At 41.7% G+C, this 20,821-nt stretch carries 22 protein-coding genes; 7 read left to right on the forward strand and 15 right to left on the reverse strand.

All coding sequences use genetic code 11. The features are described 5' to 3' along the window. The 7 genes from CN378_RS11860 to CN378_RS11890 all read right to left on the reverse strand — a co-directional run bounded on the left by CN378_RS11860 (position 1) and on the right by CN378_RS11890 (position 6,236). Positions 1 to 831 (reverse strand): alpha/beta fold hydrolase, encoded by an 831-nt coding sequence (locus tag CN378_RS11860; RefSeq protein WP_098352345.1) that lies wholly within the window; start codon positions 829 to 831, stop codon positions 1 to 3. A 55-nt stretch (positions 832 to 886) separates the two neighbouring features. Beyond that, positions 887 to 1,078, reverse strand: coding sequence for a hypothetical protein (locus CN378_RS11865; protein ID WP_098352155.1), 192 nt, complete (start codon positions 1,076 to 1,078; stop codon positions 887 to 889). A 171-nt stretch (positions 1,079 to 1,249) separates the two neighbouring features. Continuing rightward, positions 1,250 to 2,119 carry a cation diffusion facilitator family transporter gene (locus tag CN378_RS11870; protein WP_098352347.1) on the reverse strand — a complete coding sequence of 290 codons (870 nt, stop codon included), beginning with the start codon at positions 2,117 to 2,119 and terminating at the stop codon, positions 1,250 to 1,252. Positions 2,120 to 2,459: 340 nt separating this feature from the next. Next, positions 2,460 to 3,011 (reverse strand): hypothetical protein, encoded by a 552-nt coding sequence (locus CN378_RS11875; protein WP_098352157.1) that lies wholly within the window; start codon positions 3,009 to 3,011, stop codon positions 2,460 to 2,462. Positions 3,012 to 3,340: 329 nt separating this feature from the next. Further along, a complete protein-coding gene (locus CN378_RS11880) occupies positions 3,341 to 5,023 on the reverse strand; it encodes an acyl-CoA dehydrogenase family protein (protein ID WP_098352158.1) in 1,683 nt (560 codons plus the stop codon). A gap of 76 nt (positions 5,024 to 5,099) precedes the next feature. Next, positions 5,100 to 5,486: a MerR family transcriptional regulator gene (locus tag CN378_RS11885; RefSeq protein WP_098352160.1), complete on the reverse strand. Its 387-nt coding sequence runs from the start codon at positions 5,484 to 5,486 to the stop codon at positions 5,100 to 5,102. A 198-nt stretch (positions 5,487 to 5,684) separates the two neighbouring features. Continuing rightward, positions 5,685 to 6,236: a 2'-5' RNA ligase family protein gene (locus tag CN378_RS11890; protein ID WP_098352162.1), complete on the reverse strand. Its 552-nt coding sequence runs from the start codon at positions 6,234 to 6,236 to the stop codon at positions 5,685 to 5,687. Positions 6,237 to 6,477: 241 nt separating this feature from the next. Here CN378_RS11890 and guaC point away from each other — a divergent pair, with 241 nt between their 5' ends. Then, positions 6,478 to 7,461 carry a GMP reductase gene (gene guaC / locus CN378_RS11895; RefSeq protein WP_098352164.1) on the forward strand — a complete coding sequence of 328 codons (984 nt, stop codon included), beginning with the start codon at positions 6,478 to 6,480 and terminating at the stop codon, positions 7,459 to 7,461. A gap of 44 nt (positions 7,462 to 7,505) precedes the next feature. On the opposite strand, the gene CN378_RS11900 is transcribed toward guaC, so the two are convergent. Continuing rightward, positions 7,506 to 8,060: an STM3941 family protein gene (locus tag CN378_RS11900; RefSeq protein WP_098352166.1), complete on the reverse strand. Its 555-nt coding sequence runs from the start codon at positions 8,058 to 8,060 to the stop codon at positions 7,506 to 7,508. 209 nt (positions 8,061 to 8,269) lie between these two features. On the opposite strand from CN378_RS11900, the gene CN378_RS11905 reads away from it, so the two are divergent. The 3 genes from CN378_RS11905 (at position 8,270) to CN378_RS11915 (ending at position 9,136) form a co-directional block, all read left to right on the forward strand. After that, positions 8,270 to 8,611: a hypothetical protein gene (locus tag CN378_RS11905; protein WP_098352167.1), complete on the forward strand. Its 342-nt coding sequence runs from the start codon at positions 8,270 to 8,272 to the stop codon at positions 8,609 to 8,611. Positions 8,612 to 8,692: 81 nt separating this feature from the next. Continuing rightward, positions 8,693 to 8,887, forward strand: coding sequence for a hypothetical protein (locus CN378_RS11910; protein WP_098352169.1), 195 nt, complete (start codon positions 8,693 to 8,695; stop codon positions 8,885 to 8,887). A 48-nt stretch (positions 8,888 to 8,935) separates the two neighbouring features. Next, entirely contained in the window at positions 8,936 to 9,136 is a 201-nt protein-coding gene (locus tag CN378_RS11915) for a twin-arginine translocase TatA/TatE family subunit (protein WP_098352171.1), read from the forward strand. Between the two features lie 122 nt (positions 9,137 to 9,258). Here CN378_RS11915 and CN378_RS11920 read toward each other — a convergent pair whose 3' ends face one another. After that, positions 9,259 to 12,342 (reverse strand): GNAT family N-acetyltransferase, encoded by a 3,084-nt coding sequence (locus tag CN378_RS11920; protein WP_098352172.1) that lies wholly within the window; start codon positions 12,340 to 12,342, stop codon positions 9,259 to 9,261. A 259-nt stretch (positions 12,343 to 12,601) separates the two neighbouring features. Between CN378_RS11920 and CN378_RS11925 the strand changes: the two genes are divergently transcribed. Further along, a complete protein-coding gene (locus CN378_RS11925; RefSeq protein WP_098352174.1) occupies positions 12,602 to 12,946 on the forward strand; it encodes a YqzG/YhdC family protein in 345 nt (114 codons plus the stop codon). 87 nt (positions 12,947 to 13,033) lie between these two features. On the opposite strand, the gene CN378_RS11930 is transcribed toward CN378_RS11925, so the two are convergent. After that, the gene (locus CN378_RS11930) at positions 13,034 to 13,588 is read right to left on the reverse strand and encodes a helix-turn-helix domain-containing protein (RefSeq protein WP_098352176.1); all 555 of its coding nucleotides are present in this window, start codon (positions 13,586 to 13,588) and stop codon (positions 13,034 to 13,036) included. A gap of 307 nt (positions 13,589 to 13,895) precedes the next feature. Here CN378_RS11930 and CN378_RS11935 point away from each other — a divergent pair, with 307 nt between their 5' ends. Both CN378_RS11935 and CN378_RS11940 read left to right on the forward strand, forming a co-directional pair. Further along, positions 13,896 to 14,717, forward strand: a complete 822-nt coding sequence (locus CN378_RS11935; protein WP_098352177.1) for an STAS domain-containing protein — start codon at positions 13,896 to 13,898, stop codon at positions 14,715 to 14,717. A 171-nt stretch (positions 14,718 to 14,888) separates the two neighbouring features. Beyond that, positions 14,889 to 15,890, forward strand: coding sequence for a DUF3231 family protein (locus CN378_RS11940; RefSeq protein ID WP_098352349.1), 1,002 nt, complete (start codon positions 14,889 to 14,891; stop codon positions 15,888 to 15,890). Between the two features lie 90 nt (positions 15,891 to 15,980). On the opposite strand, the gene CN378_RS11945 is transcribed toward CN378_RS11940, so the two are convergent. The 5 genes from CN378_RS11945 to CN378_RS11965 are packed head-to-tail and all read right to left on the reverse strand — an operon-like array spanning position 15,981 to position 20,740. Next, entirely contained in the window at positions 15,981 to 16,769 is a 789-nt protein-coding gene (locus CN378_RS11945) for a serine hydrolase (RefSeq protein ID WP_179884893.1), read from the reverse strand. Positions 16,770 to 16,786: 17 nt separating this feature from the next. Next, on the reverse strand, positions 16,787 to 17,791 hold the full coding sequence (locus CN378_RS11950) for an ABC transporter ATP-binding protein (protein ID WP_098352181.1): 1,005 nt from the start codon (positions 17,789 to 17,791) through the stop codon (positions 16,787 to 16,789). Continuing rightward, positions 17,788 to 18,711, reverse strand: a complete 924-nt coding sequence (locus tag CN378_RS11955) for a C40 family peptidase (RefSeq protein WP_179884894.1) — start codon at positions 18,709 to 18,711, stop codon at positions 17,788 to 17,790. Before CN378_RS11955 ends, CN378_RS11950 begins: the two co-directional genes overlap by 4 nt. Positions 18,712 to 18,728: 17 nt before the next feature. Further along, a complete protein-coding gene (locus tag CN378_RS11960; RefSeq protein WP_098352183.1) occupies positions 18,729 to 19,808 on the reverse strand; it encodes a dipeptide epimerase in 1,080 nt (359 codons plus the stop codon). Next, the gene (locus CN378_RS11965) at positions 19,805 to 20,740 is read right to left on the reverse strand and encodes a S66 peptidase family protein (RefSeq protein ID WP_098352185.1); all 936 of its coding nucleotides are present in this window, start codon (positions 20,738 to 20,740) and stop codon (positions 19,805 to 19,807) included. The genes CN378_RS11960 and CN378_RS11965 overlap by 4 nt, the downstream gene beginning before the upstream one ends. Positions 20,741 to 20,821: the final 81 nt, after the last annotated feature.

Raw genomic sequence — 20,821 nt, forward strand, 5'->3', positions numbered from 1 at the left:
TCATCCCCAACGTTTTCTAATTTCTTCCACTACGATTTCTGGACGGTCCCAATGAAGAAGATGGGTGGTCTTTAAAATACTTCTCACTTCCCCACCTGTCTTTTCCTTAAATATGTCGGCGGTCTTTTTTCGATTGTCCTCCTGCCCTTCCGGAAGAGTGGCCCTTAATAATAATACGGAAGACTCAATCTTATGAAAGATATCCTCTGCCTCGTCTTTGTGCATGGCCCGGATGATATGAGCAGCTGTCTTTCCACGGGCATGCCAATGATAGTGATGATGACTACAGAGGGCAAGGTCCTTGGCAGCTTCCATTTTCAATGAAGTCCAGTTTAACGTTTCACTTTTGACAAGGTCGAGGAAGTCATCCCAAGTTTCCCAAACCTGTTCAAAGTCGTCTTCATAATATGCGACTTCTTCCTCCACAGATTGTTTTGAATGGCGTTTCCCCTGATAACCGCCGTCAATCAGGATACAGTCTCGAATTCTTTCAGGGTATTTAACCGCATAAAAGAGGGAGACAAAACTTCCCCAAGAATGGGATAAAAAGTAGAAAGATTCTATTTCGAGTACCTCGATCACTTCATTCAGCCAATCAGCCATCTTATTCATTTCATACTCTTCTCCCCTTTCAAACGGGGTGGTTTTCCCATGGCCTGGGGCATCAATGGAAATGATCCTGTATTCATCTTTTAATACGTGTGCTATTTCGATAAAGCTGAGCCCTGTACTTCCCAAGCCATGAAGACAAAAAATAATGGGTTTATCCGGCTTTCCCCATTCTGTTATATGTATGTGTCGATTGCGAATTTGAATAAAATAACGTTTAATGATATTCATCTCCTATTTAATGAGAATGTCAATGAAGAAACAAAGGGGAATTGGATTATTCCCCGCCTCCTCCACAATCTCCTCCATCGAAACCACTGTCACAGCCTGCATGATCATGACTACCATCAGAAGAACCAAAGTAACCCCCATCCCCATTCCGATAGTCACGTTTTGATGAGCTTGTAAGGTTAAGAGCAACAATGGTGAAGAAAATCGGGACTAACAGTAAGACCAACATTCCTGTCATGTTCATCACCTCTTACTAATGTATACGTTTTCGTGAAGGAAAGGTTTCGGATTTAATAGAAATATCTTAATGAGTAAAAAAGACCCTAATAAGGGCCTTAAGCGGAGAACTTTATAAAATATTATTTAGTATCCATATGGTGACTGCTTGCCTGCTCCAATCAGCCAATTGTCAGTTTGGTTCAACATGAACATGGACATCATAGACTTCATGTTTATGCATTAATTCTTCCTCAACCTCACTTGATATATCATGTGCCTGTTTAATATCAAGAGTGGATCTAACCAGGATCACCACATCAACGACCGTGTTATTTCCATAATTCCTCGCCCGAATATCCTTAACTCCTTTGACCCCCGGTAAATCGAGGACCGTCTTTTCATAAGATTGTATAAGCTGTTCATCGAATCCGTCCGTTAAGTAATGAGAGGCTTCCATGAAGATATTCCATGCGGTTTTGCAGATTAAGAGGCCGACAATGACTGCAGTCAGGGGGTCTAACCAGGGCAGGTAGAATTGTGCTCCTATAATTCCGATAGCGGTACCGATACTCACCCATGCATCTGAAAGGTTATCTTTAGCTGCAGCCATGAGGGATTGACTATTGATTTTTTGGGCTAATGTTTTGTTGTATCGATATACCAGGTACATGACCAGCGCTGCACCGATACCTGTCCATGCTGAAAGAAGATCAGGCGACTGCGTTTTACCGTCAAAAATAGACTGTGTGGCATTGTAAAGGACTTGGATACCAACCACCATCATAATAAATGATGCGATTAAAGAGGCCACGCTTTCTGCTTTCCAATGACCATACGGATGATCATGGTCTGCAGGCTTCCTTGAATAGCGCAGCCCAATCAATACCGCCACAGAAGCAACGATATCTGTTGCATTGTTCAACCCATCTGCACGTAATGCTTCTGAGTTGGCAGATGTACCGATAAGAAATTTAATCAATGATAATATAATATAGGCAACGATGCTAATGATCGCTCCACGCTCACCCAATTTTAACTGATCATACTTTTCTTGATTCACGATCATAATCCTCCACACATTTTATGTACTTGAATATCATAGCAACCCTTCACTATGTGGGTCTATAGCAACCTTCTTTAGCAAAGGAATCTTAATATGATGAGGGTAACAATGTGTCGTTGAGCAAACATTTATGAACGAAGAAAAAATAGGACCGTAGAATCAGTCCTATAAAGCATGATTATCTTAAACGATGTTTGACTCATTTAGCCCGTACGTAAAGGCAGCNNGCTGCCTTTACGTACGGGCTCCTTTTCAGCGAAGCTGAAAAGCGGGAGAAACCCAGGTTTCTCCCGAATGAGTCAAAAATCTAAGTCTAAAATATTTTATTCTAATTTTATCAATCTACCATATCAGCTGCAAAACTAGGCTTGGTCAATCCTGCTTCTTCGTAGACAGCAGCCATTTTTTCTTCGAAAGACGCAAATTGTTCATCTGACTCTGTGTATTCTGCGTTCGCTTCGTCTGAAAGGTTGGCAGCTCTTGTTTCATAAGATTTCGCAAGATCATCCAGAGCACTTTGGATTTCATCTTTTTTCGCATCAAGTGCAGCAGGTACTTCCAGGGCATGCACGTCTTCCGCTACGGTTTTAGCCGCAGCTTCGGCATCCGTCTTCAGCTTTGCAATCTCTTCAGCAGAAGGCTTATCTTCTTCTTTTGCCTTGGCTGATTCAAACGCATAGATAGCTGAATCGTTAGCGTTCACCGTGTCGATGATCTCCATTTGATAGTCTAATAGAGCGGACTTCATATCCATCTCATCTGATTTTGCCGTTTCCTCTGTTGCTTCAGTGTTTGTTTCTTTTTCTTCTGTACTACCTTCATCACTGCTGCAGGCAGCAATAAATAAACTCATAGATAGCAAGAAAAATGGTAACATCAGTTTCTTCATCTACATTTCCTCCCCATTCATTCTTTCCTACAATTACATATATTACCTTATTCTTTTTTATTTGTAAACAAATGGATATCATTTTGACTTATTTGTCATTTCATTTTTTTGATCAATTGTTCCTGCCCACTATGTATGGAAACCCATGATTTGGTTACGATGAATAATCATATAAATTTTAAAGGGAGGTGCCTTTCTTGGTATCGAAAGAATGTTCATGTGAACGCTGCACGTGTAAAACAAAAAAAGAATGTGATTGTCCTTGTTGCTGTGAAAAATAAAAAAAGAAATCCCTGTTCTAAAGTTTTTGTCCAGGGATTTCTTTTTATTTAGATTCGAACGTTCACCCCGACGATCTCGTCGAAATACTCAACTGATTTCATTTCTTCATCGATCCATTCCGTTTGTTTCCAGGTCTGCTGGATAAAGACCTCTGCAATCATGCGTTTTCTTTCTCCGCCAAATGTATGGGCATCCTTAAGGGCCATCACACTTTCAAAAATTCGGACCATCATCTCTGCGATCCTCTTTGCATGATACGTTTGAGTATCATGATTAGCCGAGACTACTAATTCCAAAAGTGTTTCAAGTTTCTCAATTCCTTCAGAGATTGGAGGAGTTAATTTCATAAGTCCTTCCGGCAACCGGGATAGCTCTTCTTTCACTTGAGCTAAAAAGTATTCATGTGCCTGGTGTTTATTCATTAATCTCAGTATTTCAAGCCCTAAAATATTGGCTGTCCCCTCCCACACCGTTAATACTTGTGCATCCCTCAGTAAACGAGGCAGGATGAAGTCTTCGATGTAGCCATTGCCCCCATGCATTTCGATCGCTTCATGAGAGAAATGGATGGCCTGTTCTGCCGATTCTTTTTTCAAGATCGCAATGAGCAATCGATTGAGAACAGATTCTTCTTCAGTGGTTGGAATGTCATCTGATACGACCCGATCAAACAATTGAACGAGATGAAACACGGCACTTGTTTCCACTTCCTGCTTGGCGGCCATGCGAGTCAAGGTTTCTTTAATCATTGGATAGTGAGCCAGCGCCTGTCCGAATGCTGTCCGGTGCAGGGCGTAGTTTCTTGCTTCTAGATACGCTCTTCTCATAATGCCGATGGATGCAATCGCGTTGCAGACTCGGGAAAGATTAAGAGCTTCCATCATATAGTAGATGCCTTTATTCGGTTCGCCAACAAGGTAGGCATCTGCACCTTTGAACTCTACTTCGGCTGAAGGCACTGCACGGACACCTAACTTATCTTTCAGCCTTCGAATGTGAATGCCGTTTATGGATCCATCATCGTTTCTCCATGGAACAGCGAATAAGCTCAGTCCCTTTGTTCCATTTCCTGATCCCTCGATGCGCGCGAGCACCATCGTCACCCCGCACATACCTGAATTGGAAGCAAAATATTTTTCACCCCACAGTTGATATGTATCACCATTTGGGACGGCTTTTGTATCGTTTGCCCCTACGTCCGATCCTCCCTGTCTTTCGGTTAAGAAGGTCGCACCCTCATACAATTCGACTTCTCCTGTTGAAAGTACATGGGGAAGGAATCGTTCTTTTAACTCTTCTGAAGCATATCTCTCAAGAAGGAGGGCCGTTGCCATGGAAAGGGTGACCGGGCAATAGAAGCCGGGCTCTGTATGAGATAAAAGATATCCCTGGGCATAGGAATATACATAGTTTCCTTTCTTTCTGAGTTCAGGAATTTCTTTATGAATATAACCCACAATCCCCTTATTATACGTTTGCTCGACCGTTTTCTTATATCCTTCATTCACCCAGATCTCGGAAATTTCTTCCCCAAACCGGTTATACTTCACAAGTTTGGGCTGACCTTCTCGATCTGTGTGGACGGCCCGCTCATCGATCTCCCCAGCACATAGCGCACCGAAATGGTGCAGTTCTCGATCGGCAAAGGCGAAAAAATCCTCGTCCAGGTAGTTTTTAAGTATATCTATCAAATGAGAATCTTCCTGGTAAAAATTCTGGATTTTCTTCATTGTGATGTCACCTCCTGAATCCCTTCCCTTAATGCTTGTTTCAGGAGGGCAATACGTGATGCTAATGCTGAAATATTCATTCTGATTCCTCCCCTGATTCATTTAGTTTTTTGATGAATTCATCCCTTAGGCCATCCATTTCAGATCTCAAGACCTCGAGCTCATGAATATAGTGGGTCACCTCCTCAATTCGCATGTTTCCATACTCGATTGTTCGTTCTAATTGTTTTCTCCCGCTTCGATCATGGTCGAATAATAGAATCATCTCTTTGATTTCATCCAGAGTAAAACCAAATCGTTTACCTCTGAAGATCAATTTGAGCCTGGCGATGTCTCCCTTTGAATACAACCTCCTTCCTGATTCACTTCTTTCCGGATGCAGTAAGTGAAGTTCTTCATAATACCTGATTGTCCGTGTCGTAACATTGAACCTTTTGGCTAAGTGCGATATTGAATATAGCATTTCTTCATCAACTCTTTTTTGAAAATTTAGATATTTATATTTTACCATTGACGTTAACGTAAAGTTCAATCGTATTCATCAATAATTCTTCATAAAGCACCAAAAAAAGGAATGACCTCCGATTAAAGAGTTCATTCCTTTTGGTCAAGATTTATTGAGAGGATGTTACCCCCCTATCACTTATATGATAATAAGCTTCTATCCATTTAGATGTTTCAAATACACGATAGGAGCGTTCATGCAATTCTCTGAATCATCCACCAGCTCAATTAACGCAATCCCTGTGATCTTCGCTTCAATAAGATCCCCCCTATTCAGGCAATGCTCGAATCCCTCAGCCAATTTATCAGGGGAAAGCTTATTCGCCAATGTACAATGAGGAATCCAGTTGTCGGGAAGATATAATGGATTTGCCGTTTCACTAAATGCTTGAAAGTATTCGTGATGAGATGAGTGGAAATTCAGGAGTTCCTTTGTAACCGTCGGGGAGAGAAAGAGCGTGCCGAAGTTTAGAAATGACCCTACTGTATTCAGTGTGATATTGAAAGATCTTTTATGTTCATAATATGAGTCTAAGGCTTCTATGTATGCTGTTTTGTCCAAATGGGTGTAACTCCCTATTGTAATATGGGGACGTGCGTCATTTATTTCTTCTTCGTAATAAGAAATATTCTTTATGGTTAGTTCTTCCCAAATTCCTTTAATAAGCTTTTCCGTTTTATCATCGAATAAAGCGATTACCCAGTACATTGTAAACCACCTTTCTTATTTTACGGATTTATTTACTTGCCGCCTCCTTATACTTTAACACAGTTCCAGTGGTGATAGAGCATGTGTAAACGTTTTAAGAGCTGACGGATCAATATTTGTTAACCTTCTCCAATAATTTAGTAAAAAGCTTTGACATACGACAGAAAATGATGTAAATTACCTAATGGACGAACATTTATAAAATAAACAAACTTTAATATTCGTGTTTAGGGGTGTAATAATGGAAAATGTATTTGATTACGAAGATATTCAATTAATTCCTGCAAAATGTGTGGTTAACAGCCGTTCTGAATGTGATACGAGTGTAACCCTTGGTGGACACACGTTTAAATTGCCTGTAGTCCCTGCCAACATGCAAACCATTATTGATGAAAAAATCGCTGTATACTTAGCTGAAAATAACTATTTCTATATCATGCATCGTTTTGAACCTGAAAAGCGTGTGACATTCATTAAAGATATGAAATCACGTGGATTAATTTCTTCCATATCTGTCGGTGTTAAGGAGGAAGAATATGCCTTTGTAAAGCAGCTCGCGGAAGAAAAGCTGGTTCCGGAATTCATCACAATCGATATCGCACACGGTCATTCCAATGCCGTCATCAGTATGATTCAACACATCAAAAAACACGTACCTGAAAGCTTTGTGATTGCGGGGAACGTTGGTACTCCAGAGGCCGTAAGAGAATTGGAACATGCCGGTGCCGATGCCACAAAGGTGGGAATCGGGCCAGGTAAAGTGTGCATCACAAAGATCAAAACAGGCTTCGGTACTGGCGGTTGGCAGCTGGCTGCACTGAGATGGTGTGCAAAAGCGGCAACAAAGCCTATCATTGCTGATGGAGGCATCCGTACCCATGGTGACGTTGCAAAATCCATCCGCTTTGGAGCTACCATGGTGATGATCGGCTCCTTATTTGCCGGTCACGAAGAATCTCCTGGAGACACAATTGAAAAAGACGGCAAACTTTTCAAAGAATACTTCGGATCAGCCTCCGAATTCCAGAAAGGCGAGAAGAAAAACGTTGAGGGTAAGAAAATGTATGTCGAACATAAAGGTTCATTAGAGCATACCCTTATTGAAATGGAACAAGACCTTCAATCCTCCATCTCCTATGCAGGTGGTACAAAACTCGAATCCATCCGTACGGTAGATTACGTTGTCGTAAAGAATTCGATCTTCAACGGGGATAAGGTATATTAATACATTGAGAGGTGAGCAAAGATTGCTCACCTCTTTAAATAGAATCATATTGAATTTGTAGAAGATACACTCTTTTCTTCATGAACCATTTTTACGTGAGGAATACGGAGGTTTAATTCATCAATCAATTGTTCAGGTTCTTTAAGATTACCTATCACAATATTGTATTGGGGATAGCCCATTTTCACATTCATCTTGGACATGGTTTTTAACTTATGAGGCATCTTGTTTCGGTATTTCTCTTCGTTGTATAGATTGAGCCCGATAAAAGCATTGCGGTATACTTTATAATGAATATAGCTTTTAATATCTTCCCAGATGATGGGAACAGGATTGCTGGGTAATACATATAAAATTAGATGGTCCTGTGTCATGCTTACATGTGGAACTTTAGAGGAGAGCTTCTTAAAGATCTGGATCAAACAAAATAGAAAAAACAATCCGGACAATGCAACGACCGTCCCTATCAGATAGTTGATATCAACAAAGAAAAAATCAAACGCCATATACATACAAACAACAACAAATAAAACACAGCCAATAGCTATCAAACTCAACTTCTTCTTAGATTCATAAAAATGAATAACCTTCTCTTCCATACCCCATCACCTTCCATAAATATACATATTCAACTTTCTATACCCATACAAACTCAAAATAAACCCTAAATAACGAGGGACGGACCTCAAAAAGGATCGAAATCATGTTTTAATTTCCTTCTATAGAGGTCCGTCCCTCATAATTTTATAGACACCGGGAGAATTCTGGCTATAATTAGATTTAATACGATCTTGGGAGGTGAAGGGCTGTGTCGAGATTAATGTTCGTGATGCTACTGTGCATGATGGTTATAACCAATCCATTTCAACAACAAACACAACAATCAGATTTACCGAGTTTTGATGAAGTGGCGACAATTTCTGATCACCTGCTCTTAACGGATGCATCCGTGATTCTCGACGCGGTCCCTTCCCTTGTTCATAAACAAGATGGTATCCCCCCTAACAAAATGATGATTCCACCTGACCAGGATTTCGATTTGAAGCCACTGGCCATAAGTCCAATTTTCTTTAAGGTCTTTCCCGATTCATTGGGCTTTCTTGAAGTGGTCAGGTCTCAGTCAAATTACCTCATAACCTTACATTCATAAATCGTCATGAGTAAAACTTTTTTTCTCTTGGAGAAAAGAGTTTATTTGTCTTGCAACTTAATTTAGTGGAGGCTCATGAAAATGAAAAATGATGAATATCGTAAGGAATCCATTTCTTGTTATGTATTCTGCTTACTATTCCTGCTATGCTTTATCGGTTTTATCTTGTTATGTGCAGAAATGAGCGGCAATAGCCTTGTTTCTTCCTTTCCACGATTCTCTTGGGATATGATGATGAAATGGCAGGATATCGTGGAAATATTCGACTTGAAATGAGTTAGATCATTAAATCAAATCGACTCTAATAAAAGTGAGGAATTAAAAATGAATCTCGGATTTGGTGAAATAGCGATTATACTATTTGTTGCACTGTTGTTCTTCGGACCAAGCAAACTTCCAGAGCTTGGAAAAGCGGCAGGTACATCCCTTAGAGAGTTCAAGAAGGCAGTCAGTGGATTAATGGATGATGAAGAAAAAGAAAATCTTGGAGATAGAGTTCCCAATAAGGATAAAGAGAACAGGTAACTTTTGAGGGACGGACCTTGATTAGGAGGAAATTGAAAAAATACTTCCTTCCTTTCGGGGTCCGTCCCTCTCTTACAAGCTAAAAGCGCGAACCTGCCAAAGTGTGCAGGTTCGCGCAAAGGTTATTTAAATCTGATATTTTGTAACGCCTTAATACTCTGGGTATTACCTTTGACTTCACCGTAGAAGAGGATACTTGGTTCTATCCTTATGGTTTCTCCCGTTGAAGCCGACCACTCGCTTGTTGACGCCACAAGGAGAGCATCCTGGTTAACGTATGCTTCTGATATCTTTCTATTATTAGGGTGAACAAACGTGATCAATTCTTCATGTTCGTCAGAACCCAATGTAACATAAGGTGAATCTCTTAAAACGAATTCTTCTGATCCAGCATAATATTTATGAAAGATTCCTTCTGTAGGAAGGGCTACGTAGCTGGATTGTAATGTATCTCCTTGCTTGAAGAAAGCATCCAGATCCAGTATTTCATTTTCAATCGTTCTTCCTGAATTCTGATGAATCTCTGCATAAACGGTAAGAATCGGTACTTCCGGGAGGGTTAATGCATATTGACGAAGAATGACTCCCTTCATCTTATCGTGCTTCTTAAACTGAGTTGTTAAACAGATACCGGTCCAGTGATGACCGTAAAGATCCTCTTTAGTCACGGATTCAATCGTGGTCTCTTCTTTCAGCATGGAATATGCACTGATGTTCTGGAAGGAGTATGCAATACCACCTCCCCAAGGATTCCACCATGCGCGGGGACCAGGTGTAGGGTATTGATGGTCGAGTGCTTCAATCCCGTTAAACCTCAAGGAATAGATCCCCGGATAATAATCCGAAGAGGCTTGAAACGAAATCACACCATTGTCAACCGACCAAATATCTCTTTTTTGCTCAATCGTCACCTCGCTCTTTCCATGAACAAATTGCAGGGAGTCCACTTTTGCCGTTTGACTATTTGACATAAATTCACCACAAACCCACTTCACACCCGGTGAAGAATGTTCAAGCTGAACACTCATATGAGTAAGACCCTCATCCTTCTGCAATTTCTTCACAAGACTCACATTTTCTTTATGGACCGTTAATGTTCCATGCACATACGGGGTCAGCATCGATTTAAATGAATACTCCACGTTCTCATTTACGGACGATACAACATCGCCATTCGCTTTTTCGAACGCATAAAGAGGCAATTCCTTCATTTCAACTGCTTCATCTCCGATCACTAATTCACGCCATTTCGACCAGTGATTGGACGTATTGACCCCTATTTGAATCGGACCTAAGCAGATTTCTTCCTGAGGTCGGACCAGTTTCATCTCATATTCGAGAGCCATTCTCCAATCATCTTTTCGCCCATTGGCATGTTCCGGCCAGGCTAAGCCAATCGTATCGCCTTTAGAGGAGGTGATATGAAGCCAATTTTCAGGAATAGCCTTGTCATCGATATATTCCATAAACGGAACAATGGATTCATTCCCTATCAAGACGCCATCTTTTTGAGGGATTGCCACTCCTTCAAAACTGGTGAACACGGGTTGAATCAAGCAAAGGTCGTTCAGTTCAGTGTACCCTTTGTTCACTACCTCGTGCTTGATTTCCACTAATCCATCTCCATAAATCTTGAAATAGGTGTTTAAGAGCATGGATTGAAATGCTTCAGAAAGCAGTGATGTTTTAATCACCAACGCCTCAGGTAATTCAATGTATTCAATGGAAGAAGCTTCTTTCTTTGAAAATTCTTCACTGTACGGTTTTCCGAATTTCGGTGTGAAGAATGAAATGGGATCCCTGGAAAAAGCAGTAGAGCCGATTTTCACAACATGGTTCCTTTTTTCAATCTCCACATAAAATGGCCCATTGTAGCCATACCAGTGGTCGTCTGTTTCGCCGCCAAACTTCGCACCATACCCTGGAAGGGCTAATCTTAGAGTGGTCGTAAAAGAAGATAGTTTTCCGTCTTCCCGTTCCATACTTACAACGATTTCTTCGGAAAAAAATCCATTCTTCAACAGCCTTACACAAAGAGGTACGGAAACTCTCCCTCTTCCGGAGACCTTCTTTAATATTACAGGCTTTTCCCATTCCAGAATCTTATTCAGGGGCAAGTGAATGGTCCAAAGGGTGTCTTCCTCTACCTGGCTTTCAAGATCAAGAAAAACAGTCCCCCCATGATGAGGTTTCCAATTCTTTTTAACCGTTCTCAAATGAAGCTTCCCTGCCTGCTTAGGAAATACCCCCATTTTGACAACCAAAGGTTTCCCTTCAATCAGGAGTTCAGCCCCGATAGTGGGGTGCGTTTTCCAGGGACTTGGGTCATTGCTTGAAAACGAAACCGTGGCAGGGAACTCTCCCTTCCATTTGTCCTCTACTAGTATGCTCTCATCGAAATGATGTCCGGCACCGAAAGAAGACATACCTTTCAGGGAAATCTCAACAGGCTCCTTACTGCGGTTCTCCACCTGATAGCTGATTACATACTCTTCATTTTCAAGGAGCTTGAATTCAGGCATCATCATTTCCACCAAAACATCCCGGGTTTCAATTAATCGGATGCCTCTTCCGGTCCGCTCAAATTGAATGCGAACAAACTCGTCCCCTGCTTCCCATCTGTATTCATAATACGTATGGTCCTTCTCTTTTACACCATCAGGTTTGATCTCAATTAAGCGCTGACTGGTCTCATACCAGTCGTGTTTATCGAAAAATGGCTTTAGAAGGTCGAGCTGCAGCACCATAGGGATGAAGTTCATCAGGTGGACGGTGTCATCTCGGTCTTCCCAGAAGAATCCACATTTTTTATAAAGAGGCACGGCTTTTGTATTTCCCGGCCATGTAAACAGATCAAGTCTCGGCCATTGCATCTCTACCGTCTTCTCAATCGCTTTCAATACAAGTTTTTTGCCGATCTTCATCCCATGAAATTTAGGGTGTACATTTAATAACGGAATGTATAAAGCGCCTTCATCTTCACGATATTCGGAAAGCCCGCAATACCCGGCAACCTCATCCCCGACCAGTGCTAAAAATAAATTAAGATTGGTGGAATTGGCTTCCTTGTCCTTCACATCCTGCTCGGTCGTAATAGTAGAATCCCCACCCCAGTTCTCTCGGCTTTCATTCCACATTTTCGCGATTCCTTTTGCTAATCCCTCATGATATTCTACGATTTTCACTTGTTCCAATGTTGTCTTCATCATATCCTCCTGCGCTACGTTTTGTATGAAAGAACCTCATTTTCATTAATTTTTTGATTTGCATCGACGATTGTGATCATCGTCATCGCCTCCTTTCATGTTGTTGGAAAGTTTTTCTTCCCACATCCACAGTGTAAGATTTTATGAGAATTAAGTAAAGAATATTCTAACTAAAAAAACAATTCCATCTTTCTGAAACTGGGGGAAATCAGAATAAATTCAGACAGACTAGATAACCCTACAAAGTAAAAAGAGGGTCATGGCTATGAAAATGATACGAGTAGTTTCAGCGGTTCTTTGTATGATGGTGATGGCAAACTGGGGAAATGGATACAACATCCAGGTTCTTCATGCACAGCAGGAAATCCCCTCCTATGCAAAGTGGGGAAGTCTTGCTGTAAGGAAGACGAAAGAAAGGTATCCTGACGCAGCTATCGTTGATTATCTTCATATTGGTAAGGAAAATGGAACAAAGATTTCGACCGAAAAATTCAAGCTCTGGTTAAAGCGGGGCGGGAAGGAATTCGGGGTATTGGTTGATATACAATTCGAAACCGATAGTGAAAAGCTGATTGATATTACATTCAGGGAGACAGATCGTTAAAATAAAAAAGAGATCGAAGGGGCATTTTCAACCTTCGATCTCTTTTAATTTGACTCTGTGATTAAGAACACTGATACCTTAGTGAAGTCAATGATCTTCACGCAAATCGTTCGGGCGTACATTATGTATGACGGTGGAAGCAGTGGCAACCCCAATAATCGTACTCTCTTCATTAAGTAAAGGATGTGCGTACACATTATACGCAATGTCCCCGGATGATAATGGAATGGAAATCACTCGACTGATGGGAGTCCTTTCTTCTAGTACCTTTTGTTTAAGCCTCATTAGCGCACGGTTCCCCTCATTATCATCCAATTCCACGTCCGTTTTTCCAATATGATCTTCCGGAATAAGATCAGGAGTATTGAAAATCCAGGTGTAGCGCAACTGGGTATCACAATGAGCAAGGATGACAGGAGCATTCTGTAAGGCGATGGAGAATGGATTTTCCTCCAGATTAAAGCTGGAAGCGTGAAAGTTAAGAACTTCTCCGAGCTTGATCGTCACCTCAGGACTCGGTTTTCGGATTCCATTTTCAATTTGGGCATAATAGGATCTTTCAATGAACGCTTTTTCAGCCACTTCCTGCTGAGTCATCTTTTTCCTTTTTCTTAACTTCGTAAGCCAAGTTCTCTTATTCAACCTTCAATCCCCCCCTCTGAACCTTAATGGCAGAAAAACAAAATTATTTATACAGCCTGATAGTGTCTAAACAGACACTTTTTCAACTGTTCACATACGGTATAATAAAATTGAAGGAATATATCGACAATAACTCTCTATTCCTTGTTTTTTCAGCGACCTCTTTATGAGACATTTTACTTCCTCACTTAGTATCACTCTTATAAAAATCATAACATAGTATCCACCGTTTCCTCTAATCTTTTTTCCAAATATATTTACATAATTAAACAACACGCAGAGTTGATTAATAGAAGGAGGTTATTTTATGTCGATAAAGGCCGTTCAGGACGAAAACAAATATCTTGATTTCATCAATCGAATCATTGAATCAAAGTCGGCGCTGATTCTCGAAAGAGCGAATAAGGACTCTTCCCATTCAAATATTGTCGATGTATCACTCAGAAAATGGCGGGGAGATTCCATCGAGGTGCTGGCTCACTCACTGCGAAATGATAATACGGAAGGAACCATCGAAAAATGGGCATGCTCATCTGTAACGCTCTTTAAACAATTAGAGGTGTCTTTAGAAGTAGCGATCAGTGACCTTCACTCCTTTCGAACCGCGATTGGGGAAGTGATAAAAAGAGAGGCGATTGACAAAGAGTTGTCCATCGCTACGTTTCATGATTTACTTTCACTCTTTCATTCAGGTGTGGACCGGGCCATATTTCGTATTACGATTGCCTATTCTCACCCTCTATCGGATTCAATCAGTTCAGAACTGTCCATTCCCATTGTGAAGGTGACGGATAGTATTGCCATTCTCCCCCTTATCGGAGACATTGATTCCTCACGGGCGAAGGATTTAATGGAAAGGGCGCTCACAAAAGGAACGGCACTGAATTTACAGCATCTCATTATTGACTTGTCAGGTGTTTCGGTTGTCGATACGATGGTGGCAGATCAGTTATTTAAAGTGGTGGCCGCACTTAAATTAGCCGGGATTCAAGCGGTCTTGACAGGTATTAGACCGGAAATTGCACAAACCATGGTCAATCTTGGCATTATCATCAATCACATCCCGACTTTCGCGAGTCTTCATACAGCCCTGATACATTTACAAAAAAGCAAAAGCACCCTGAGATAATAGGGTGCTTTTGCCTTCTAATTTCCATTCTGACGTCATTTAATACTCACCTATCTCGAGCACGATAGAATAATTTTTACATGAATACGAAAAAATAAAGATAGGATTTTCTCGGATCCCATAATTGCAAAGTTCCGGGGAGTAAAATGCATGGAAAAAGGATGGGTGTTAATGACGGAGAAGAAAGCCTTAAATTCAAGTGAGCTTGCTACATTATGGATGACGTATCAACAGAAAACCATGATTCAACAAATATTGGAGTATCTCATAGAGAAGGCTGATGATGAGGAAGCAAAAAACATCTTGGTTTACACACATACACATGTAAAGGAGTATGTGGGAAGGCTGGTATCTATATTCGAGGAAGAGGGATGTGTCGTACCGGCCGGTTTTACTGAAGAGGATGTTAATCCGGGGGTCCCGATTTTGTTTGGTCACAGCTTCGACATCATGTTCCTAAGGCAGCTCAAAGCAATTAGCATGGGTTTACATACGTTACACCTCAATATGTCGTACAGGAAAGACCTCATCCTCTTGTACAAAGAATTAACGGGATTCACTCAAACAGTATATGAAAAATGTATGGATTACTTAAAGGATAAGGATGTTTTACCAGGTCCCCCTGCCGTGACTCTTCCAAAGTCGGTAGAATTTGCTCAAAGTCCGAATTATATGGCTGGTTTCAACATCTTTTCAGATAAAAGGACGTTGAATACTGTGGAAGTCGCCTATCTGTATTTTGGTATCGAATCAAATACATTGGGTATGCAGATGATGACGGGCTTTGCTCAGGTAGCGAATGAACCCGAGGTGAAGAAATACTTCATCAAAGGGAAAGAATTGTCGAAGAAAATCATACGCGAATATTCTAAAGTGCTGATGCAAAGTGATATCCAGGCCCCTGCTACCTCTGGGGCACGGGCAACTGATTCAACGATTTCGCCATTTTCAGATAAGCTGGTGATGTATTGTACCTCTCTCTTCACTAATTTCGGTTTGGGAAGTAATGCCCTGGGCACAGCTTTCAGCTTACGCAGTGATCTTCCTGTCATGCTTGCTTCAACAGCAAAAGACATTTTGGCTTATGGGCACGATGGAGGAAAGATCATGGCGAAAAATGGTTGGTTGGAACAGCCTCCAAGTATGGAGGATCGAAATAAGTTGTTTAAATAGTAGCAGTTACAAGAACATGTTTCAGGTCAAGGCAAACGAGAGACAAAAGCAGATGAGCCATCATACATTGGTATGGCTCATCTGCTTTTTCTATTTCTCCTCATTGATCAACGAATTGAATATCAGCTTTCCAATCCGTGCAATGGTGTCTTTTCCGTATTCATTTTCATCCAATTCATCTATTAAAACGGCTATATAGGCGGTTTTGTTTTTGAACTTTAAGATCGCACAATCATGCTCCACCCCGGGAAGTTCCCCTGTTTTGTTGGCTACAAATACTTTTTCCCGATCCATCCTTGATGGGAGTTTGTTGTCAAATTGTTGCTGTTGCAATATATTCAGCATTTTTTCACGGCTCGTCTGACTGAATTGTTCACCGTTGTCCATCACCTTTAAGCAAGTGATGATATCATGTGCCGAAGTGAAGTTATTCAACCCCTGCTCCATTGCTTTAAAATCCATCAACTTCCTCATGAGTTTTGTCTGTTTTAAGTTCAGAGAATGACATAGGTCTTGTATGGGCTTTGAACCAAGTCGGTCTATGAGAAGATTTGAAGCCGTATTATCTGAAACGATGATCATGAGGGTGAGAAGATCCTCGATCGTCAGGGATACATTTTCTGAAAGTGACGTCAGTACTCCAGCCCCTCCCACCCTTTCATCTTTAGGAACGTAGACTTTTTCAGAAAGGGAGATCATCCCTTTCTCTGATTGGCGGAAGCCTTCGAGTAGAATGGGAATTTTGATCAAGCTGGCAGCAGAACAGGGTCTGTCCCCATTGATATGGATTGCTTGTGATGGTAGATCAACGGCTACGCTGACCATCCCATCACAACGTTCCGCTATTTCCTGTATTGAATGTTCTAACATTGTGTCCATTTGACTCATTCATCCCTTCACGTAGTGACAGCTACTTCATCTCGGCCCCTGGTGATTTCCTTATCGTAAAGGTGACAAGCCACAAAGTGCTTTTCCTCTACTTCCTGCCACTTTGGCTTATGGGTGGCGCACGCTTCCATGGCTGCAGGACAACGGGTTCTGAATACACAACCGCTTGGTGGATTGATAGGACTTGGGATTTCACCCTGAATGATCATTCTTTCACGTGCATCCTCCACATCGGGGTCGGGAATGGGAATGGCTGAAAGCAATGCTTGAGTGTAAGGATGAAGAGGCTTCTTATATAATTCTTTGCTATCAGTCAGCTCTACAATATGTCCTAGATACATCACACCTATGCGGTTACTGATATGTTTGACCATCGAAAGGTCATGGGCAATAAATAAAAAGGTCAGTCCCTTTTCTTTTTGCAGCTTCGTTAATAAGTTTACAATTTGTGCCTGTACAGATACATCAAGAGCAGAAATCGGCTCATCTGCAATAATGAAATCAGGATTAAGAGCAAGGGCCCTTGCAATACCTATACGCTGACGCTGCCCCCCGCTGAATTCATGAGGATAACGATTGGCGTGATCCCTATTCAGTCCTACATCTTCCAAAAGCTGATAAATCCGTTCCACCTGTTCTTTTTTGTTCTTGAATAATTTATTAGCCTCCATCGGTTCAGCTATAATTTCCCTTACTGTAGAGCGTGGGTTCAGAGAAGCGTATGGATCTTGGAAGATCATCTGCACATTCCGGTAAAACGACAATTTTTCCTTTTCCAAGAGTTCATGTACGTTTTTACCTTCATAGAGGACCTCTCCTTCTGTCCGGTCATATAGTCCGATAATGGTACGCCCGGTCGTTGATTTTCCGCAACCGGATTCACCAACCAATCCGAAGGTCTCCCCTTTATATATATCAAATGAAATTTGATCAACGGCTTTCAATGTTTTTCCTTTTTCCAGGTGAAAGTGCTTTTTTAATTCCTTCACTTCAAGAAGCTTGTGACCCTTCATGATGATCCCTCCGTTTCTTCCCAGTAGCGTCTGGCAGCACATAACTCTTTTTCGTAATAGGTTCCTTTCAAGGAGAGAATTTCAATCGATTTCCCGGTATTCGGGGAATGAATCATCTTTCCGTCCCCATAATAGATGGCAACGTGATGAATGCTTCCTTTTCCCTCTTCGTACGCAAAGAATAAAAGGTCACCGGGCATTACGTGATCCAAGGGGATCTCTTTCCCTTTTTTTGCCTGGTCATTTGCATCACGGGGAATCAAGTAACCATTTGTTTTACACATGGTGTAGCTGAATCCTGAGCAATCAAACCCATAGCTTGACATCCCTCCCCATAAATATGGAAGACCAAGAAATGTTTCCCCTGAAGTGACAATGTCTTGTCCACTTCCCATTTGATCGTTGATGTTTGCTTTTGAAATGATGATATCGCTTTGTTTTAAGTATCTTCTGCCCGTCGGAGCGTTCACTTCTACCAACTCATCAAGCTCTTTCACAATCGGTAAAACGGTTTGAAAACTGAGTTCTAATTCGGTTTCATTCTGATCGTTGATTAAGTTCGTGAATGGACTTACCACAATGGCATACGTTTCAGAAGGAGGTACCTCTCCTGTTGAAAGCTGAGCGCTCGGGATCCAACCAGGGTATCCGCGATCGTCTTTAGATGAGGGCTGATCAGGAATGATGACATGGGACCACCCGTTTTTCTCTTCCATCACGAACACTTCCTGACCGAATAAGGCCTGAGATTGGATTCGGTTCTCATCACAAAGAGCCAAGCGTGTTTCATATGTTAAGGAATCTAACCATTTAGTGATACGAACCGGATTGGTAAGTGCTGGTCTATCCATCTCACGTGCAGAATCCCCATTGGTCCATACAGTTGCTACAGGTACGGCTATCAGCGCTTTAGTCGTCATTTGAATTCCCCCTATATTCATACTAATACTCTCGCTATTCCCAAACCCGGTTCGCTCGGCATGGTTATCTTTCGACCGTTATATCTTATGCCTCCCACTACAATATCTTGAGCCAGCATGAGCGGAGCATCGAAATCAAACCGGGTAATATTTTTCCTGCTTGCAGCAAAATGGGCTGCGGCCGTTATTCCCAGTCGGGTTTCAATCATGCTTCCCACCATACATTCAACCCCGCACACTTCAGCAAGATCATTTATTTTCTGAGCATGGTAAATCCCGCCTGCTTTCATAAGTTTAATGTTGATAAGATCTGCACTCCTGGTTTTTAATACTGCAAAGGCTTGATGCGGAGTGAAAACACTCTCATCTGCCATGATTAAGGTATCAACCCCATCCGTGACTCGTTTCAACCCCTCAATGTCATGGGCAGGTACCGGCTGCTCGATTAATTCAATATTCAGGTCAAGATCCTCCATTTTTCGAATTGCTTTAACAGCCGCTTTCGATTCCCATCCCTGATTGGCATCCAAACGTATTTTGATCGTATATCCAATCCGTTTACGGATTTCTTGGATTCTCTTAATATCAGTTTCGATTTCATCTTTTCCGACCTTCACCTTCAGCACGTCAAAGCCTTTTTTTACATATGCTGCTGCATCCTCACCCATTTCCGTCGCGCTGTTCACACTCACAGTGTAATCCGTCTCAAGCTCCTTACGATACCCCCCAAGATACTGATAAAGTGGCAAATCACTTTGTTGGGCCAAACAGTCGTATATCGCCATATCTACTGCCGCTTTCGCGCTTGAATTCCGGACTAGCAAAGAATGCAGTTGTTGGAACAGATATTCATAGTTTAGAAGATTTTGGCCAACCAGTGCTGGTTTGATCACTTCCTGGATGCTATATTCAATGCTGGATAAACTATCCCCTGTTATCACCACAGTCGGTGGCGCCTCCCCCCAGCCGACGATACCATTGTCACATGTCAGTTTCACAACGATGGCTTCTGCTACTTCAACAGTACGTAAAGCAGTCTTAAAAGGGGTATGTAAAGGGACTGCCGTCCTGAAAGTTTCAAGTTGATGGATCTTCAATCTTTCTCACCCTCACTAATGCCTGATTCGATCTTTAACGTTTGATCAAGCGTATTCATTGTTCCTATACTGCCCACCGGAATGGCGATACTCGGGGAAGAGTGCCCGATTTTAAACCCTTTCATGACAGGCTTTCCTGCACTCTTGATATGTTCTGTCAGCACCTCATCGAGAGTCAGGGAGCGTTCTCTTTTCTTAGGCTCGCAGTTTTTAAAATCACCAATGATGATTCCTGAAGCTTCGGTGAATTTATTAGCCATTTTCAATTGATTCACCATTCGATCAACTTGATAAGGCTCTTCATCAATATCCTCAATGAAAAGGAGCTTCCCTTCCGTATTCACTTCATAGGGTGTTCCCAAAGTGCTGACCAGAAGGGTGAGGTTCCCGCCGATCATGGGTCCGCTTGCTGCGCCTTCCACTAGCACCTCCAGCTGGGGTTTATCATACGTATAGTCAAAATCTTCCGTTTGAAACAGTTGTCGAAACGATTCCTTTGATGCTTCATGAACATCATCCAGTCCGATATCTGAACTTAACATCGGACCGTGGAAGGTTACGAGACCGGTCTGTTGATGGATAGCGGTATGTAAAAAGGTAATGTCACTATACCCCCAAAAAATCTTCGGATTATTCCGGATGAGGTCGAAATCCAATTTGGAAACAATGCGTCCTGTTCCAAAACCTCCACATGCACAAAAAATAGCTTTTATGTTCCGGTCCCCAAACATCTCATGGATATCTTCTGCCCGTTCTTTGTCCTCACCTGCCAAGTAGCCATATTTCTTATGTACCGATTTCCCGGTCTTTACATTCAATCCTAACTCCTCAAGGAAGCGTATCCCTTTTTGTAAGGGTTCAGTTTTTGGAGGGCTTGCAGGTGCTATGACTCCAACAGTATCCCCTTTTTTAAGTTTAGAAGGTTTTATCATACATTCCGGACCCCTTTCGTAGAAAAAGAGGGAGCGGACAATAGGCCCAAAATGCACCTTACTTGTCCCTCCACTCATCCT

Source organism: Bacillus sp. AFS015802 (assembly GCF_002561455.1).
In the GTDB taxonomy this organism is placed as follows: Bacteria; Bacillota; Bacilli; order Bacillales; family Bacillaceae_B; genus Rossellomorea.

Excerpts from the sequence above, each read along its gene's own strand:
- CN378_RS11900 (WP_098352166.1), bottom strand. The coding sequence starts at position 8,060 with ATGGAAGAGAAGGTTATTCATTTTTATGAATCTAAGAAGAAGTTGAGT.
- CN378_RS11940 (WP_098352349.1), top strand. The coding sequence starts at position 14,889 with ATGACGGAGAAGAAAGCCTTAAATTCAAGTGAGCTTGCTACATTATGG.
- CN378_RS11890 (WP_098352162.1), bottom strand. The coding sequence starts at position 6,236 with ATGTACTGGGTAATCGCTTTATTCGATGATAAAACGGAAAAGCTTATT.
- CN378_RS11925 (WP_098352174.1), top strand. The coding sequence starts at position 12,602 with ATGGCTATGAAAATGATACGAGTAGTTTCAGCGGTTCTTTGTATGATG.
- CN378_RS11950 (WP_098352181.1), bottom strand. The coding sequence starts at position 17,791 with ATGAAGGGTCACAAGCTTCTTGAAGTGAAGGAATTAAAAAAGCACTTT.
- CN378_RS11880 (WP_098352158.1), bottom strand. The coding sequence starts at position 5,023 with ATGAAGAAAATCCAGAATTTTTACCAGGAAGATTCTCATTTGATAGAT.
- CN378_RS11875 (WP_098352157.1), bottom strand. The coding sequence starts at position 3,011 with ATGAAGAAACTGATGTTACCATTTTTCTTGCTATCTATGAGTTTATTT.
- CN378_RS11935 (WP_098352177.1), top strand. The coding sequence starts at position 13,896 with ATGTCGATAAAGGCCGTTCAGGACGAAAACAAATATCTTGATTTCATC.
- CN378_RS11945 (WP_179884893.1), bottom strand. The coding sequence starts at position 16,769 with ATGGACACAATGTTAGAACATTCAATACAGGAAATAGCGGAACGTTGT.
- CN378_RS11885 (WP_098352160.1), bottom strand. The coding sequence starts at position 5,486 with ATGCTATATTCAATATCGCACTTAGCCAAAAGGTTCAATGTTACGACA.
- guaC (WP_098352164.1), top strand. The coding sequence starts at position 6,478 with ATGGAAAATGTATTTGATTACGAAGATATTCAATTAATTCCTGCAAAA.
- CN378_RS11920 (WP_098352172.1), bottom strand. The coding sequence starts at position 12,342 with ATGAAGACAACATTGGAACAAGTGAAAATCGTAGAATATCATGAGGGA.
- CN378_RS11955 (WP_179884894.1), bottom strand. The coding sequence starts at position 18,711 with ATGACGACTAAAGCGCTGATAGCCGTACCTGTAGCAACTGTATGGACC.
- CN378_RS11910 (WP_098352169.1), top strand. The coding sequence starts at position 8,693 with ATGAAAAATGATGAATATCGTAAGGAATCCATTTCTTGTTATGTATTC.
- CN378_RS11965 (WP_098352185.1), bottom strand. The coding sequence starts at position 20,740 with ATGATAAAACCTTCTAAACTTAAAAAAGGGGATACTGTTGGAGTCATA.
- CN378_RS11915 (WP_098352171.1), top strand. The coding sequence starts at position 8,936 with ATGAATCTCGGATTTGGTGAAATAGCGATTATACTATTTGTTGCACTG.
- CN378_RS11865 (WP_098352155.1), bottom strand. The coding sequence starts at position 1,078 with ATGACAGGAATGTTGGTCTTACTGTTAGTCCCGATTTTCTTCACCATT.